The organism is Archangium violaceum Cb vi76, from assembly GCF_000733295.1.
GTDB lineage: Bacteria > Myxococcota > Myxococcia > Myxococcales > Myxococcaceae > Archangium > Archangium violaceum.
Genome location: NZ_JPMI01000052.1, coordinates 1 through 17,208, shown reverse-complemented (window position 1 = coordinate 17,208; position 17,208 = coordinate 1). Strand labels below are relative to the sequence as shown.

Genomic DNA, 17,208 nt, shown 5'->3' with positions numbered 1-17,208 from the left:
AAAACGCCGCCCGGGTGAATGCGCGAGCTCGCTTGGACGGGGTGGAGGGCGCGCGTCACCCGGACTCCTGGCTCCCCTGCGAGAGCACCACCAGGCTGGAGAGGACGGACAGCAGCTCCGCGGGCTCCACGGGCTTGGCCACGTGCATGTTGAAGCCCGCCGTCAGGGCACGCGTGCGATCCTCCACCCGGGCGTAGGCCGTGAGAGCCACCGCCAGCACTCCGCCGCCCTCCTCGGACGGGAGCGCGCGCACCTGGGAGATGAGCCGGTAGCCGTCCTCGCCCGGCATGCCGATGTCCGAGACGAGCAGATCCGGCCTTTCCTCGCGCAGGGCGCGGAGGGCCTCGGACGCGGAGGCGGCGGTGACGACGTGCGCCCCGTACTCCTCCAGCATCACCTTCAACACCTCGCGGTTGTCCTCCTCGTCGTCCACCACGAGGATGCGCCGCCGCGCGAGCACTGCGTGGGTGGGAAGGTCGGCGGGCGGAGCGGGGCGCTCGGGTTGCTCCTGCCGGGGCAGGGCGGGGGGCAGGTGGACCGTGAAGGTGGCGCCCCGGCCCGGCCCCTCGCTCGCGGCGTGCACCGTTCCCCCGTGTGATTCCACGAGGTGACGGACGATGGCGAGTCCCAGGCCCAGGCCTCCATGCCGCCGCGTGGTGCCGCCCTCGAGTTGGCGGAAGCGCTCGAAGATGTGGGGCAGGAAGTCCGCCGGAATCCCCGGGCCCTCGTCCGCCACCGTCACCTCCACCGAGGACTCCAAACGCCGCAGCCGCACCTGGACGCGGCTGTCCCCCGGGGAGAACTTCACCGCGTTGGAGAGCAGGTTCCACACCACCTGCTGCAGCCGGCTCGAGTCCCCCATCACCAGGTCCTCGTCCGGCTCGAGCTCCGCCTGGAGCCGGATGCCCCGGGCGTCCGCCGCGGGACGCACCGACTCCATCGCCGCCTGGATGACGTCCACCAGGTGCACCGGCTGCGTCTCCATCCGCAGCTTGCCGGAGATGATGCGGCTCACGTCCAGCAGATCCTCGATGAGCTGGGCCTGCGCCTGGGTGTTGCGGTCCACCGTCTCCAGGGCCTTGGCGTGCTTGTCGGGCGGCAGCCGGCCGGTGCGCAACATCTTCACCCAGCCGATCATCGCCGTGAGGGGCGTGCGCAGCTCGTGGCTGACGGTGGCCAGGAAGTCGTCCTTGAGGCGGTTGGCCTCCTCGGCGCGCTGGCGCTCCTCCTGGGCCAGGGCGAAGAGCCGTGCGTTGTCGAGCGCCATCGCCACCCGGCGCGCCACCTCCTCCATCCGCAGCGCGTCTTCCTGCCCGTAGCGGCGGCCGGAGGACTCCGTCGTCGCGAACATCAGCACGCCGAGCGTTCGTCCCCGCGCCATGAGCGGCACGGACGTCAGGGAGCGGCACTTCATCTCCCGGATGGCCCGCAGGTGCTCGGCGTTCTGGGCCGATTGCTCCTCGAGCGCGCCCGTCACCTCCGCCACGTGGATGGTCTGCTCCAGGCGCATGGCCCGGGAGGAGGGGTGCTCGGGGTTCTGGACGGGCGGGAAGCGGCGCAACCGGTCCGCCAGCTCCGCCAGGGTGGGGTCCGCGTGGGCCACCTCGACGCGCTCGACGCGGCCGTCCTCTCCCATCAGGTCCACCATGCACCAGTCCGCCAGCACCGGCACGGCCAGGCGGGCCACCTGCTTGAGCGTGGCCGCCTGGTCCAACGAGGCCGCCAGGGCCGCGCTCGCCTCCGAGAGGAAACGCAGCGTCTCCGCGCCGCGCTTCTGGTCATCGATGTCCGTGCAGGTGCCGAACCAGTGCGTGATGCGGCCCGCTCCATCCCTCAGGGGCAGGCCCCGTGCGATGAACCAGCGGTACGCGCCGTCCGAGGCCCGCCGCAGACGGTACTCGACGGAGTAGGGCTCGCCCGTGGCGACCGCGCGCCGCCAGACCGTCCGCGTGTTCCCCAGGTCCTCCGGGTGGACGGCCTGGAACCAGCCGTCTCCCTGCGCCAGCTCCTGCGTCTGCCCCGTGTACTCGAACCAGCTCGGGTTGAAGTATTCGGTGTACCCGTTCGCCCGCGTTCCCCAGATGAGCTGGGGGAGCGCCTCGGTGAGCAGCCGGAAGCGCGCCTCGGACTCGCGTTGCTGCTGCTCGGCGTGCTTGCGCGAGGTGATGTCCATCACCACGCCGGCCAGCTTCGTGGGCCGTCCCCGCTCGTCGAACAGGACCCGGCCGCGGCTCTCCTGCCAGCGCACGCCGCCGTCCACGCGCAGGATGCGGTACTCCAGCCGGTGCTCGCTCTCGCTCCGGTCGTGCGCCGTCTGTCCCAGCGTGCGCGACACGCGCTCGCGATCCTCCGGGTGGATGAGCGCCAGGGCGGCTTCGGCGGTCCCCATGAAGGTGCCGGGCGCCATGCCGAACATGGCCCCGACGTTGGGGGTCCACATCATGCGCTGGTTGTCCAGGTCGAACTCCCAGGCTCCCACCTCGGCGGCCTTCAGCGTCCGGCGCAGGTGGGCCTCGCTCTCGCGCAGCGCGGCCTCCGCCCGCTGGCGGTACGACAGGGACTCCTCCGCCGCCTGCCGGGCCCGCACCTGCTCCGTCACCTCCACCGCGAAGAGCAGCACGGCCTCCACCTGGCCTCTCGCGTCCAGCAGGGGCTGGTAGGTGAAGTTGAAGTAGCCCTCCACCCCCTTGCCATTGTTGTCGCGGTCCAGCATCAACCGGCGCCCGGTGGCCGAGTGGGGATGTCCGGTGCGGAAGACCTCGTCGAAGGCCTCCAAGAGGCCGGCGCTCGCGCACTCGGGGTGGGCCTCCCTCGCCGTCCGGCCCAGCAGGGCCCGGCCCCCGTGGAGCCGCTGGAGGACCGGGTTGGCCAGCTCGCACAGTTGATCCGGCGCCCGGTAGACGCCCACCGCCGCGGGGACCTGGGAGAAGATGGCCTGGAAGCGGGCCCGCTGCCGCTCGGCCTCGGCCCGCGCCTGCTCGGCCTGCTCGCGCTCCAGCACCGCCTCGCGCTCGGCCTCCTCGCGCTCCCGCGAGCGCACGTCGCGCACCAGGGAGGCGGCGGTGAGCCCGATGAAGGCCAGCAGGAAGCCACTGCCCGAGAGCACGAGGACGTCCGCGCTCCGCGAGACCTCCGCGAGCCGGGCGTTCTCCCGCTGCAGACGCCCCTCGGCCTCCTCGCGCAGCTCCCGCCCGAGCACGCGCAGCGCATCCATGAGCCGCTTGCCCTCGCCGGGTTGAACGGGCTGGAGCGCGGCGGACTGGGCCTCCTGTTCGAGCCGCACCGTCTGTTCGATCAGCGCGAGCTTGTGTTGGATGAGCGCCTCCATCGCCTCCAGCCGCCGCTGCTGAGGGGGCTCGTCCGCGGTGAGGGCGCGCAGGCGCTCCAGCGAGGGCTGGATGTGGCTCCGGGCTTCCTCGTAGGGGGCGAGGAAGTGCCGCTCGCGGGTGAGGAGGTAGCCCCGCTCGCCCGTCTCCGCGTCCTTCATCAACGACAGCAGCAGCTCCGCCTCGTTGATGACGTCCAGTGTGTGCGTCACGCGGCCCGAGCTCCCGGCGAGCTGCCGGGTGGAGCGCAGGAACAGGGCGGCGATGAGGAACACCGCGAGCGCGGCCGCGAGCAGCCCGGCGATCACCGGCAGGGGAAGCCGGTGTGCGCGCCTGGGGGAGGGTGTGCTCGGGGGGGAGGGATCCATTTCAGGCGGCCTTCGGAGACGCTTACCCCAAGGGCGGCCTGTACCTCGGATCATGTACGAAGGAGCATGCGTTCGCGTCGGGTCGGTAACACATGAACCCGGTCCAAACGACAACCGGGCCGCCTCCAGGACATCGTGCCCTGGGGACGGCCCGGTGGGTGCGTCGGCGCCGCGGCGGATTACTGCGCCAGGGCCTGCTGATTGGCCAGGCGCCTGGCGCACTCGGCCTTCATGTCCACGTAGTAGTCCTTGGCCGACAGGGAGATGGCCTTGGTGTACAGGTCCAGCGCCTCCTGGTACTTGCCCGAGGCGTCGAGCAGCACCGCGAGGTTGTAGAGCGCCGCCGGGTTCTGCGGGTTGGTCTGCACGTAGGACTCCATCTCGGTGATGGCCTGGGGCACATTGCCCTTCTCCGCCACCTCGATGATGGGCTTCTGCGCCTTGTCGTCGCCGTCCATGCGGATGTACTTGGTCACGTACGTGGGCGTGATGTCATAGAGGATGCGGCCCACCAGCGCGCGGGCCGCGGCGCCGATGGCGGTGTCCTTGTCCTCGCCACGGCCGACCATCTCGTACTCCTCCTCGGCCAGCAGCGCCTTGCCCGCGGCGTTGAAGGCGGTGACGCTCACCACCGTCTTCGCCTCGTAGAACTTCACCTCGCGCTCGGTGGTGTTGCCCTTGCTGTCCGTGTCCTTGACGGTCTCGGTCTTCTTCTCGGCGTCCCAGTCGTTGACGTCGATGCGGATGCCAATCTCATCCTGGCTCTGCGCCGGGCCACTGCCGGTGCTGAGGATCTGCACGGAACGGCCGGCCACCTTCACGACGATGCCCTCGTCGGAGCGGTCCGTCACCTGGAAGTGGCCGCCGGTGCGGGCCTGGCGGGTGAGCTCGTCGACGACGAAGTCCCGGGCGCCCTTGCGGCCCTCGGTCTGCACCACCGTCAGCCGCTTGGAGGCACCCAGGTTGACCCGGGCCGGCTGGAGAACATTGACCTTCAGACTCGGCGCGCAGCCCACCGCCAGGCTGGCCGCCAACGCCATCACGACGTGACGCAAAGAACGAGAAGACAACATGTCGGGTGATTCCCCCTTTGGGACGCCCGCCGGGATGCGGGCCGGCGCAGGCTACACGTCCGCCTGTCCACCAGACAACCCAGGGGGCGGGTGTGAAAAGACCCGGGGCGAGGGGATGGTCGCTTGGCTTTGGGCCGGGCCTGCGTATTCTGCGCGCCCTCATGCCGTCCGCTTCGTCCGTTCCCGCCGCCCCCCCACGCCCCTCGGGCGCCACCCCCCTCCTCTCCGCGGTGCCCGACGTGGCCCCGGAGCCGAGTACCCGGCTGCTGCTGCTGTTGCTGCTGGCCGCGGCGCTGCTGCCGCGTCTGGTGTTGATGCCCTTCAACGAGAACTACTACGGCGACGCGGTGGCGCGCACGGAGCTGGCCGAGCGCTGGGCGAATGAGCCGCACCTCATCACCTCGTATGGGGATGGGGCGTACCAGTTCGGGCCGCTGCACCTGTACGTGGTGGGGGCCGCGCTGAAGGTGGTGGAGGACAAGGCGCTCGCGGGCCGGCTGGTGAGCCTGCTCTTCGGGGTGCTGTCGGTGGTGCCGCTCTTCTCGCTCACCCGGCGCCTCTTCGACTGGCGTGCCGCGGTGGGGGCCTGCCTGGCCTTCTCCGTCTGGGGCATGCACCTGCAGATGTCCACGACGGCGGCCAGCGAGGCCATGTCGCTCTTCTTCATGCTGTGGGTGTTCGCGCTCATCGCCGAGGGGCTGGACGACAACCGCCTGGGGCCCTTCTTCGGGGCGGCCCTGGTGCTCAACCTGGCATGCGCCACGCGCTACGACGCGTGGATGTTCATGCCGCTCCTGTCCCTGGCGCTGCTCTTCTGGGGCGAGGACCGGGTGGCCGCCATCACGCGCGCGGTGGGCTTCGGCCTGCTGTGCCTGCCCTTCCCGCTGCTGTGGATGCAGGGCAACGAGATGGCGCATGGAGATCCCTTCTTCCCCATCCACGCGGTGGAGCAGTTCCACGCGGACTGGACGCGCGAGGGCGTGGCCCGGGTGGGGGCGTGGCGCTACCGGCTGGAGAACCTGGGCTTCTGGCCGGGCGTGGCGCTGCTGACGCTGTCGCCGGGCGTGGCGCTGCTGGGCATGGCGGGCATGTGGCGCTCGTGGCGGGAGCGCCCGGACACGCGCTGGCTGGTGCTCGCCGCGCTGGTGCCCACCGCGTACTTCACCTTCCGCGCCGTGGTGCTGCTCGACTTCCAGCCCCTGGGCCGCTTCACGGTGACGGAGCTGGCGGTGCTGCTGCCCTTCGTCGTGCCGGGCCTCGAGCTGGTGCGCGGCGCCGGAGCCCGCAGGGCCGTGGCCGCCGTGTGCGCGGTGCTGGCGGTGGCCGTGCCCCTGGCCATGGGCCTCTACACCTTCCGCGCCGATGGCCGCTGGCAGGACAGCCTCCGCCCGGTGAGCCCCACCTCCACCAACCCCGTGCCCCTCATGCAGGTGGCCCGCTTCCTCGAGGAGGAGGTGGCCCCCAAGGGCGGCGCGGCCGTGGTGGATCAGGACCCGAGCTACATGGACCTCCAGCTCGCCTTCTTCTCCGGACTGCCGGATGAGCGGCTGGCCCGCGTGCGCTGGGAGACCTTCCGCAAGCACCTGCGCCTGGCCAACCCGGAGTACCTCGTGCGCTTCGACAATGGCGCGCTGGCGCGAGATCCGGGCGTGAAGCTCGAGGGCCGCACGCTGACGCTCGACGGCGTGGCCTACGAGGAGCAGGACGGCTTCTCCGCGCCCCTGCACGTCTACCGCCGCCGCTGAGCCCGCGAGCCCTTTTCCCCAGGGTTCTCCAGATGACAGAGCCGAGGAAGCCCTGGCCGGGGCCCTCGGCTCCATGAGACAACCCTGGACGCCGGGTCCACAAGACACCCCCAGCTCGTGACACACCCTCGACAGGCTCCCAGGCCATGAAGTCCGCCGCACCGCTCTCCGGGGCTCCCCCCGCCACGGATCAAGCGAGCATCCTCATCGTCGACGACAGCCCCAACCAGCTCGTGGCGCTCGAGGCGCTGCTGGTGCCGTTGGGGCAGCGCCTCGTCAAGGCGTCCTCGGGCCAGGAGGCCCTGCGGCTGTTGCTGGGGCTGGACTGCGCCCTCGTGCTGCTGGACGTGCACCTGCCGGACATCGACGGCTTCGAGGTGGCGCGCCTCATGCGCCAGCGCGAGCGCTCGCACCGCACGCCCATCATCTTCCTCTCGGGGCTGACGGAGGACGTGGCCTTCACCTCGCGCGGCTACGCCCTGGGGGCGGTGGACTTCCTCTTCAAGCCGTTCGATCCGCAGGTGCTGCGGGCCAAGGTGGAGGTGTTCGTCGAGCTGTACCTGCACCGCGAGCGGCTCAAGCTGCAGGCGGAGCGGGAGAAGGCGGAGACGGAGCGTATGCGCCTGCTGAGCCTGCTGATGCAGACGCCCGCGGCCATCGCCCTCACCCGGGGGCCGGACTTCATCTTCGAGTTCGCCAACCCGCTCTACGAGAAGGTGGCGGGCCGTTCCATCCCCGTGGGCCGGCCGCTGCGCGAGGTGCTGCCCGAGCTCCTCTCGCAGCCGGTGATGGAGGCGCTGCGGCGCGCCATGCGCACCGGCGAGTCCTTCGTGGGCCGGGAGTTCCCGGTGATGATCGACCGGCGGGGGAGGGGCCGCGTGGAGGAGGCCTTCTTCGACCTCGTCTACCAGCCGCTCCGGGACGAGCACGGCGAGGTGGAGTGGTTGCTCACCCACGCGGTGGAGGTGACGGAGCAGGTGCGAGCGCGCCGCAAGCTCGAGCTCACCGAGGTGGAGCTGCGCCAGCGCGAGGCCGAGTTCCGCGGGCTGGCCGGGAACATCCCCGACATGGTGGCCCGCTTCGACCGCCAGCACCGGCTGCTCTACGTCAACCCCGTCGTCGAGCGCACCCTGGGGCTGCCACCGGAGCGCTTCCCGGGCAGCACCATGGCCGAGCTCGGCATGCCGGCGGAGAAGATGTCCGACTGGGAAGGGGCCTTCGCCGAGGCGTTCGCGGGGCGGAGCACCTCGCTCGAGTTCGTCTTCCCCACGCCGTCCGGGCCCCGCTCCTTCGAGGCGCACGTGGTGCCCGAGCGGGACGCGCACGGTGAGGTGCGCTCCGTGCTCGCCGTGGCCCGCGACGTGACGGAGGCGCGCACCCGCGAGCAGGCGCTGCGCGAGAGCGAGGGCCGCTTCCGGCTGCTCGCCGAGGCCAGTGAGGTGCTCTCCTCGCTGGAGGATCGCACCGTCCTGCGCAAGTTGACGGAGCTGGTCGTGCCGCGTCTGGCGGACTGGGCGGCGGTGGATCTCCTCTCCGAGGCGGGCACCGTGGAGCGGGTGGCCGCGGACCATTGCGAGCCGGAGAAGGCGGCGCTCGCCTTCGAGATCGCCCGCCGCTGGCCCCTCGACACCTCCCATGGCGGAATCGGCCAGGTGCTGCGCACGGGCGAGCCCCTCCTGCTGAAGCACATGCCGGACGAGCTGCTGCCCTCGCTGTCGCGAAGCGAGGAGCACCTGAGCCTGGGGCGCACGCTGGGCTTCAAGTCCTCGCTGTGCGTGCCCCTGCTGTCGCGCGGACGGGTGCTGGGGGCGCTCACCCTCGTCCAGGCCGAGAGCGGCCGGCGGTTCAGCGAGAAGGAGCTGCCGCTCGTCCAGGAGCTGGCGCGGCGGGCGGGGCTCGCGGTGGACAACGCACTGCTGTACGGCGAGGCGCGCGGGGCCCAGGGGCGTGCCTCCCGGCTCCAGGCGGTGGCGGCGGCGCTCTCCCGGGCGGCGACTCCAGAGCAGGTGGCACGCGCCATCCTCGTCGCGGGCCTCGAGTCCGCGGGCACGCACGCGGGCATCATCTACGTGCGCGAGCCCGAGGGCGGCCTGCGCGCCCTCCACCTCCAGGGCTACTCCGAGGAGGTCGTCCGCACCCAGAGCTACCTGCCCGCGGGGACGCCAGCGCCCCCACTGGACGTGGCGCTCGCGGGGGAGGCGCGCTGGTACTCCTCCACCGAGGCGTTGTTGGCGCACTACCCCCAGCTCGCCAACCTGGCGGGGGCCTACGAGGCGCGCGTCGGGCTGCCGCTGCTCGCCGGGGAGCACTCCCTGGGGTGCCTGTGGCTGTCCTTCGCGGACCGGCGGCACTTCTCCGCGGAGGAGCGGGACTTCCTCATCGCCCTGGCGCAGCTGTGCTCCCAGGCGCTCGAGCGCGCGCGGCTGTTCTCGCGGGCCCTGCCGCCGGAGTCCTCAGGCCGGGGGCCGTGAGCGGGGCAGGCGCACCGTGAAGGTGGTGCCGTCCTCCGGGCTGGAGCGCACGTCCACGCTGCCTCCGTGCCCGAGGACGATCTGCCGGGTGATGTAGAGGCCCAGGCCCAGGCTGCCCCGGCCCGGGCCCGCCTCCGCCCCCCGCCGGTAGGGCTCGAAGAGCATGGGCAGCAGCTCGGCGGTGATGGCGGGGCCCTCGTTGTGCACCTCCATCAGGAGGCTCGAGTCCACGCCCCGGGTGGACACCCTCACGGGCGTGCCCGGAGGGCTGTGCTGCAGGGCGTTGCCCACCAGGTTGGTGACGACCTGGGCCAGCCGGCCTTCATCCGCCTCGCCCTGGCCCTCTCCGCTGGCCTGGAAGTCGATGCGGCGCCCGGGCCACGCCAGCCGCACCTCCTCCACCACGCGCCGCACGTGCTCGTGGAAGTCCAGGGGCCGCGGGTGGATGGGAATGCCTCCCCCCACGCGCGCCTGGGTGAAGTCGAGCAGGTCGCGGATCATCCCGCTGGCCCGCTCCGCCGCCTCGGTGATGCGGCGGGCCGTCCGCGTGGTGCGCTCGTTGACGGCCTCGCGCTCGAGCAGGGTGGCCGACAGGGAGATGGCGTTGAGGGGGTTGCGCAGATCGTGGCTGACGATGGCCACCACGTCCTCGCGCACGCGGACGGCCTCCTGCGCCTGTTGGTAGAGTTGCGCGTTGTCGATGGCCACGGCCGCGCGGTCCGCCAGGCCCCTGGCCACCTCCAGGTCCTCGGCGAAACCGCCCACGGTGTGGGACCGGGTCCAGGCGAGGTTGATGATGCCGAGCCTGCGCCCGCGGGCCACCAGGGGAACGAGGGCCACGGACTTCGGGCCGAGCGCCTCCAGGATGGCCCGGTGCTCCGTGTTCCGGGCCGAGGCATCCAGCCACGCGGGGGTGAGCTCCGGCACCGCCAGGGCCTCGCCATTCTCCAGGGCCCGGCTCACGGGGCTGCCGCTTCCCATCAGGGGAGGGTAGGGCCGCGCCCGTTCGATGAGGGCCTGCGCCGCGGGGTCGCGTGCCGCGAGCTCCAGCCGGTGCAGCTGTCCGTCCTCTCCCAGCAGATCCACCATGCAGTAGTCGCACAGGTGCCGCACGGCCAGGGAGGTGATCTTCCTCAGGGTGTTGGCCACGTCGAGCGACTGCGACAGCAGGGTGCCGGCCTCGAGGAAGAAGGACTGAGCCTGCTCGGCGCGCTTGCGCCGGGCGATGTCGCGGGTGAACTGGGAGAAGCCGCGCAGCACGCCGGCCTCGTCGCGCAGCGCGGTGACGACGAACTCCGCCCAGAAGCGGCTGCCGTCCTTGCGCACGCGCTGCCCCTCCATCCGGCAGTGGCCCCGGGTGACCGCCGTCCGGAGGCACTGGTCGGGCTGCCCGGTGTTCAGCTCCTCGGGGGGATGGAAGAGGGCGATGTGCCGGCCGAGCACCTCCCGCTGCGTGTAGCCCATGATGCGCTCGGCGCCCGTGTTCCAGCTGAGGATTCGCCCCTCGGTGTCCAGCAGGTAGACGGCGTAGTCCTCCACGCCCTCCACCAGCAGGCGGAAGCGCTCCTCGCTCTCGCGCAGGGCCTGCTCGGCCTGCTTGCGCGCGGTGATGTCCACGGAGATGCCTCCGAGCGCCGTGGGAAGCCCCTCGCCCCCGGGCAGGGGGAACTTCGTGGACAGGTACGTGCGCGGGCCCGTGTCGAACTCGATCACCTCCTCGAAGGTGCGGGTGTGGCCCTCGAGCACCTGGGCGTCGTGGAGCCGCAGGGCCTCCGCCAGCGGCCGGGGGAAGAGCGCGGCGTCGTCCCGGCCCAATATCTCCCCGAGCGGGCGGCCCACGAGCCGCTGCTGGTAGCGGTTGCCATAGAGGTAACGGCCCTCGGCGTCCTTGGCGAAGATGGCGGCGGGCGCCTGGTCCAGCATCGCCCGGAGCCGCTCCTCGCTCAGGCGCTGGACGGCGTCGCGCTGACGCAGGTACTCGTCCACACCCTCGGCGATGCCGGTGGTGATGAAGGCGCTCAGCGCCCGCACCTCCCCCAGGGTGACGCGCACGCCCGTTTCCTCCACCAGGTCCAGGATGCTCTCGCGCAGCACGTGGTACTCGCGCACCAGCGACTGCACGTCGAAGCCGATGCGCAGCCGCTGGCTCCCGTGCTCGCGCGCCACGGGCAGCCACTCCGGGAGCGGCTCGGCCCCGGCGGCCGTCTGCCGGCGCAGCACCCGGGCCATCTCCCACAGGTACTCGCCGATGTGATCCTCCAGCTCGGCCTGTGTCCGCTGCGTGGGGGCGAGCCCCTCGCGCAGGCGCCCCGTCCACCGTTGGATGATGTCCTCGTGCCGGCTCTCCAGCAGATCCGCCAGGGTGGGCGGCGGGGACTCCGAGGTGTGCGGATCGAAGTTCACGACGGCGCCCCCTGTCCGTCCCTGGGTGAATCCTCGACGGTGCGGGTGGAAGGTGGGCTCATGGGAGGAATTCGAGTGTCCGGCTCATGCGTGCCACCGGCCGGGTTCCCAGACAAGCGCGGGGAGGCGAAGTGCCGTCCTTCAAGGGACATATCCAGGGGGCTTCCGGCGCGCACCAGGGGCTGGCCTCCCCTCGGAAGGAGCAGGCTGTCCCACGGTTTCCCGGTGGCCCGGGCCCATCCCTTCCATCCGCAACGGACTGAAGGTTTTACCGGTTTGGGCCTGTAAGGACTTCAGCCTGACGTTCGACCCCTGGAATAAGTGTTGAAGATGACAGACAGGGGGATTGGCGCGATTCCTGCTCCAAGCGGGCCCGGAATGCGTAGACCCGAAAGTCTCTCTCGATACACCGTGGAAGTGAGTCCCAACGCCTGGAGGCAGATGGCCCATCTGCCCCTGGAGACGTACCAGCGCCTCCGCGAGGAGCTGGAATCGGTGGCGGCCCGGATGAGGCCGGAGACGCCCGTCCCGCTGCCCCAGAAGTACGTCCGGCCCGTCGAGACGCGCTCCATCCTGCTGGAGAACCACATCGCGCTCTATGAGGTGGACCCGTCGCGCAAGCGCCTCACGCTGAGGGAGATCGCGCTCCGCTCGACACAGGGCGTGTAGGCGGCCCGGCAGGCGTGGGAGCGGGTGCTCGAGGAGCCCGCTGACGAACATGGCGGGGTGGGCCGACGCATTCTTGGGAGGTATGGCCGAGCACGAAGCCTCCACCGCACTGGCGCGGGTCCGCCTCTGTGACTTCATCCGGGAGAACACCTCCCGCATCCTGGAGCTGTGGGAGCGCGAGGTCCGCCTGCTCCCGGTGCTCCAGGACTTCTCCCGCCCCCGGTTGATCGATCATCTGCCCGAGTTCCTGGAGCGGGTGGCCGAGGTGGTGGAGACGGTCCACACCGGGGAGGAGAAGACGCTCGGCGGATTCCCCGAGGAGCACGCGCTGGAGCGGTTGAACGCGGGCCTGGACGTGGAGCAGGTGGCCCAGGAGTACGCGCTGCTGCGGGCCTGCGTCCTCGAGCTCTACGCCGGGCACGTCGGGGCGATGGGGGCCTGGGCGCCGGACGTGATGCTGCACGAGGTGGTGTACTTCAACCGCACGTTCGACGAGGCCGTGACCACCTCCATCTCGCGGTATGCCCGGGCGCGCACGCGGACGCTGGTGGCGTTGGACCGGCTGTCCGAGGCGGCGCTGGGGACGGAGGCGCTGGACACCTTCCTGCCGAGGCTGCTGCGCGTCATCCTGGAGACCACGGAGTCGGTGGACACCGTCACGCTGCTGCTGCGGGAGGGGGACATGCTCCGGGTGCGCGCCTCGGTGGGGCTGGAGGAGCTGGTGTCTTCCGGTTTCACCCTGCGGGTGGGCGAGGGCTTCTCCGGGACGATCGCCGCTGAGCGGCGCCCGCGGGAGGTGCGCTCCGCGTCGACGGATCCGCTGGTGAAGGGCCAGGTGCCGCGGGACCATGGGATTCGCGCCCTCTACGGTGTGCCGCTGTTGCGGAACGGCGAGGTGTTGGGGGTGGCGCACATGGGCAGCCGCACGGCCTTCGAGTTCTCCCACGAGGACAAGCTGCTCTTCCGGACCATGGTGACGCGGGCCACGGGCCTCCTCGTCCAGGCCCGGCTCGTCGCCAGCGAGCGCGCGGCGCGCGAGGAGGCGGAGTCCCGCAGGCAACTGTTGCGCATGGTCATCGAGCAGAGTGGGGACGCCATCATCATGGCGGACGAGCGGGGGCAGGTGCGGCTCTTCAACGCCGAGGCCGAGCGGCTGCATGGAGTACGCCGCGAGGAGGTGACGGCCCTCGAGGGGTCCCTGGCGTCCACCCTGCTCACCGTGGAGGGCCGTCCCCTGTCGTGGGAGGAGACGCCCCTGACCCGCGCCCTGAGGGGAGCGCCGGTGATGGGAGCCCACTGGGTGGTGCGCCGGCCGGATGGCTCGGTGCGCACGCTCAGCGGCAGTGCCCTGCCCATCCGCCGGCCGGACGGCTCGCTCGCCGGGGCGGTGCTCTCCGCTCGCGACGAGACGGAGCGGCTGATGCGCGAGGTGGAGACCGCCGAGGCGCTGGCCCTGCTCGACACGGTGCTGGCCACCGCACCCGTGGGCCTGTCCTTCGTGGACGAGGAGCTGCGTTATGTCCGCATCAACCACGCGCTCGCCGCCATCAATGGCCTCCCGGTGGGGAGCACGCTGGGGCGCACGATGCGCGAGGTGGTTCCGGAACTGGCGCCCATCGTGGAGCCGCTCTGCCGACACGTGCTCGACACGGGGGAGCCGCTGTTGGACCTCGAGGTGTCGGGCACCACGCCCGGCCTCGCGGGGAACCTGGGGCACTGGCTGGTGAGCTACTACCCGGTGTGGAACCGGCGGGGTCAGGTGTCCATGGTGGGCTCGGTGGTGGTGGACATCACCGAGCGCAAGGGGGCCGAGGAGCGGATGGCGCAGCTGGACGCGCTGGTGGCCGCCGCGCCCGTGGGTCTGGCCCTGCTCGACACGGAGCTGCGCTATGTGCACATCAACGAGGCCCTGGCCCGGGCCAATGGCCTGTCCGTGGAGGCCCACGTGGGACGGGCGGTGTCCGAGGTGCTGCCGGAGTATGCCCCCTGGTCGGAGCCGCTGCTGCGGCGGGTGCTGGAGACGGGGGAGCCGCTGAGGGGGCTCGAGAGCCGGGGCGCGGCCGCCCATGATCCGGGGGTCATCCACCACTGGGTGTCGGACTACTTCCCGGTGCGTGCGCCGGAGGGGAGGGTGATGGGCCTGGGCGTGGTGGTGATGGACGTCACCGAGGCCCGGCGCAAGGAGGAGGAGCTGCACCGGGCGGCGGAGTTCCGCGAGCGCTTCCTGGGCATCGTCTCGCATGACCTGCGCAATCCACTCAACGCCATCCTCCTGGCCGCCAATGCGCTGATGCGCTCGGATTGCGTGATGAAGCAGCACCTGAAGGCCGTGCGCCGCATCACCACCAGCACCGAGCGCATGGTGCGGATGATTGGCGAGCTGCTCGACTTCACGCGGGGGCGGCTGGGTGGGGGCATCCCCATCACGCCCCGGCCGGCCAACCTCCGCCTCCTCTGCCGGCACGTGCTGGAGGAACTGGAGGCCGTCCACCTGGATCGCGAGCTGCGGCTGCGCGCGCAGGGAGACTTCCAGGGAGCGTGGGACCCGGACCGCCTGGCGCAGTTGCTGGGCAACCTGGGCAAGAACGCACTGGACTACAGCCCGGCGGACACGCCCGTGGACTTCTCGCTCCACGACGAGGGCGACACCCTGCGCCTGGAGGTACACAACGAGGGGCCGCCCATTCCGCGGGAGCTGCTGGCGGGCATCTTCGAGCCCTTCCGGCGGGCGGTGAGGGGAGACGCCCACCCGACCTCGGGGTTGGGGCTGGGCCTCTTCATCGTGCGGGAGATCGCCCGGGCCCATGGAGGCTCCGTGGAGGTGCGCTCCAGCGAGGGCCGGGGCACCACCTTCACCGTGCGGCTGCCCCGGTACAGCCCGGGCACGCCGGCTCCGGACCGGGCGCTGCACTGAGCCCCCGGTGTGCGGGCGGGGGAGCGGGGGCCCGGAAGCGGCCCGTCAAATCCGTGACGTGACGGGGGTTGCTGTTCTTCGCATGAGCAAGAACGAAGCCCTTGGGGCGCTACAGGAACGGTGGGAGCTCGGAAGCTTCATTCGGGAGAACCGTGCCAACCTCCTCCAGGAGTGGGAGCGCACCGTGCGCCGGCTTCCCTATGCCCGGGAACTCTCGCGGCCCCGGTTGTTGGATCACCTGCCAGACCTGCTGGATCGAATCGCCCAGGTGGTGGAGACGGTGCGCACGGGCGGAGACGAGTCGCTCGAGGGCCTGCCGGAGGTGCACGCCCTGGAGCGGTTGGACTCGGGCTTCGACCTGGACGAGGTGGCCGGGGAGTACGCGCTGCTGCGGGGCTGCATCCTCCAGCTCTACGCCCAACACGTGGAGGCGGGGGGCGCGGGGTCGCTGGCGGTGGCGATGCAGGAAGTGGTGCGCTTCAACCGGACCTTCGACGAGGCCGTGGCCGCGGCCGTTTCGCGCTACGCGCGGGCCCGGGAGCGCACGCTGGTGGCGCTCGACCGCATCTCCGAGGCGGCGCTGGGGACGGAGGACGCGGACACCTTCCTGCCGAAGCTGCTGCGCGTCATCCTGGAGACCACGGAGGCGGTGGACTCCGTCATCCTGCTGTTGCGCGAGGGAGACGTGCTCCGGGTGCGCGCCTCGGTGGGGTTGGAGGAGGAGGTGGCCTCCGGCTTCACCCTGCGGGTGGGCGAGGGCTTCTCCGGGACAATCGCCGCCGAGCGGTGTCCTCGCGAGGTGCGCTCCGCGGCGACGGATCCGCTGGTGAGGAGCGAGGCCATCCACTCCCGGGGGACGCGCGCTCTCTATGGCGTGCCCCTGTTGTACGCGGGAGAGGTCATCGGCGTGGCGCACATGGGCAGCCGCACCACCTTCGAGTTCTCCAACGAGGACAAGCTGCTCTTCCGGGCCATGGTGAGCCGGGTCACCACCCTCATCGTCCAGGCGCAGCTGGCCGCGCGGCAGCGGGAAGTGGAGCGGAAGCAGGCCGAGACACTCGCGCTGCTGGATTCGCTGCTGGCCTCCGTGCCGGCGGGCCTGGCCTTGATGGACACGGAGCTGCGCTACCTGCGCGTCAACGAGGCGTTGGCCGCCGCCAATGGCGTGCCCGTGGAAGCCCATGTGGGACGGACGCTGGCCGAGGTGATTCCCGACAGGGGGTCGCTCGTGGAGCCCCTGCTGCGGCGGGTGTTGGAGACGGGCGAGCCACTGCGGGGCCAGGAGTTCAGCACTCCCCCAGCCACGGAGCCGGGCGTGCCGCACCACTGGCTGGGGGACTACTTCCCGGTGCGTACGCGGGACGGGCAGGTGCTCGGGGTGGGTGGATTCCTGGTGGACATCACCGAGCGCAAGAAGCAGGAGGAGCGGCTGCGCCGGACGGCGGAGTTCCGCGAGCGCTTCCTGGGCGTGGTCTCGCATGACCTGCGCAACCCGCTCAACGCCATCCTGCTGTCGGCCAACGCGCTGCTGCGCACCGAGGGCATTCCGGCCAGCCACACGAAGATGGTGCGCCGCATCGTCACCAGTGGTGAGCGCATGGGGCGGATGATTGGCGAGCTGCTCGACTTCACGCGGGGGCGGTTGGGGGGCGGCATTCCCATCCAACTCCAGCGCGTCAACCTCCGGCACCTCTCCCGCCATGTGCTGGAGGAGCTGGAGATCGGCTTCCCCGGCCGCGAGCTGCGGTTGCACGCGGAGGGGGATCTCCTGGGCGCGTGGGACCCGGATCGGCTGGCGCAGTTGCTGGGAAACCTGGGCAAGAACGCATTGGACTACAGCCCGGCGGACACGCCGGTGGACTTCTCGCTCCACGACGAGGGCGACATGTTGCGCCTGGAGGTTCACAACGAGGGAGCGCCCATTCCGCGGGAGCTGCTGGCGGGCATCTTCGAGCCCTTCCGGCGGGCGGTGGAGGGGGATGCCCATCCGACCTCGGGGCTGGGGTTGGGCCTCTTCATCGTGCGGGAGATCGCCCGGGCCCATGGGGGCTCCGTGGAGGTGCGCTCCAGCGAGGGTGAGGGCACCACCTTCATCGTGCGGTTGCCGCGCCACGGCCAGCGAGCGCGGGAGTCCGCCGGGACCGTGCTGAGCATGCTCCCTCTCCCTCTGGGAGAGGGCGGGGGGTGAGGGTCGTCCCCTGCGCGTCTCCGCGCTGCGGCCACGTCGTACAGAGGGAAG

Annotated in this window: 8 protein-coding genes; 5 read left to right on the top strand and 3 right to left on the bottom strand. The window is 71.4% G+C overall.

Going from position 1 to position 17,208, the window contains the following annotated elements:
- Positions 1 to 55: 55 nt before the first annotated feature.
- Together Q664_RS08760 and Q664_RS08755 are read right to left on the bottom strand one after the other, a co-directional pair.
- Positions 56 to 3,694, bottom strand: a complete 3,639-nt coding sequence (locus Q664_RS08760; RefSeq protein WP_052517863.1) for a PAS domain-containing protein — start codon at positions 3,692 to 3,694, stop codon at positions 56 to 58.
- A gap of 179 nt (positions 3,695 to 3,873) precedes the next feature.
- A complete protein-coding gene (locus Q664_RS08755) occupies positions 3,874 to 4,734 on the bottom strand; it encodes a tetratricopeptide repeat protein (protein WP_043392111.1) in 861 nt (286 codons plus the stop codon).
- A 194-nt stretch (positions 4,735 to 4,928) separates the two neighbouring features.
- Between Q664_RS08755 and Q664_RS08750 the strand changes: the two genes are divergently transcribed.
- The gene (locus tag Q664_RS08750) at positions 4,929 to 6,512 is read left to right on the top strand and encodes an ArnT family glycosyltransferase (protein ID WP_084609641.1); all 1,584 of its coding nucleotides are present in this window, start codon (positions 4,929 to 4,931) and stop codon (positions 6,510 to 6,512) included.
- A 146-nt stretch (positions 6,513 to 6,658) separates the two neighbouring features.
- Positions 6,659 to 8,983, top strand: coding sequence for a PAS domain-containing protein (locus Q664_RS51800; protein WP_052517862.1), 2,325 nt, complete (start codon positions 6,659 to 6,661; stop codon positions 8,981 to 8,983).
- Here Q664_RS51800 and Q664_RS51795 read toward each other — a convergent pair.
- Positions 8,966 to 11,386, bottom strand: coding sequence for a PAS domain S-box protein (locus tag Q664_RS51795; RefSeq protein ID WP_052517861.1), 2,421 nt, complete (start codon positions 11,384 to 11,386; stop codon positions 8,966 to 8,968). The genes Q664_RS51800 and Q664_RS51795 overlap by 18 nt on opposite strands.
- A gap of 441 nt (positions 11,387 to 11,827) precedes the next feature.
- On the opposite strand from Q664_RS51795, the gene Q664_RS08735 reads away from it, so the two are divergent.
- The 3 genes from Q664_RS08735 to Q664_RS08725 all read left to right on the top strand — a co-directional run bounded on the left by Q664_RS08735 (position 11,828) and on the right by Q664_RS08725 (position 17,157).
- Positions 11,828 to 12,055, top strand: coding sequence for a hypothetical protein (locus tag Q664_RS08735; RefSeq protein ID WP_043392106.1), 228 nt, complete (start codon positions 11,828 to 11,830; stop codon positions 12,053 to 12,055).
- An 82-nt stretch (positions 12,056 to 12,137) separates the two neighbouring features.
- Positions 12,138 to 14,969, top strand: coding sequence for a PAS domain-containing protein (locus Q664_RS60680; protein WP_052517860.1), 2,832 nt, complete (start codon positions 12,138 to 12,140; stop codon positions 14,967 to 14,969).
- An 82-nt stretch (positions 14,970 to 15,051) separates the two neighbouring features.
- Positions 15,052 to 17,157 carry a sensor histidine kinase gene (locus tag Q664_RS08725; RefSeq protein WP_063934672.1) on the top strand — a complete coding sequence of 702 codons (2,106 nt, stop codon included), beginning with the start codon at positions 15,052 to 15,054 and terminating at the stop codon, positions 17,155 to 17,157.
- The last annotated feature ends 51 nt before the right edge of the window (positions 17,158 to 17,208 follow it).

Coding starts and splice junctions, on each gene's coding strand:
- Q664_RS51800 (WP_052517862.1), top strand. CDS start 6,659: ATGAAGTCCGCCGCACCGCTCTCCGGGGCTCCCCCCGCCACGGATCAA.
- Q664_RS08735 (WP_043392106.1), top strand. CDS start 11,828: ATGGCCCATCTGCCCCTGGAGACGTACCAGCGCCTCCGCGAGGAGCTG.
- Q664_RS08755 (WP_043392111.1), bottom strand. CDS start 4,734: ATGGCGTTGGCGGCCAGCCTGGCGGTGGGCTGCGCGCCGAGTCTGAAG.
- Q664_RS08760 (WP_052517863.1), bottom strand. CDS start 3,694: ATGGATCCCTCCCCCCCGAGCACACCCTCCCCCAGGCGCGCACACCGG.
- Q664_RS08750 (WP_084609641.1), top strand. CDS start 4,929: ATGCCGTCCGCTTCGTCCGTTCCCGCCGCCCCCCCACGCCCCTCGGGC.
- Q664_RS60680 (WP_052517860.1), top strand. CDS start 12,138: ATGGCCGAGCACGAAGCCTCCACCGCACTGGCGCGGGTCCGCCTCTGT.
- Q664_RS08725 (WP_063934672.1), top strand. CDS start 15,052: ATGAGCAAGAACGAAGCCCTTGGGGCGCTACAGGAACGGTGGGAGCTC.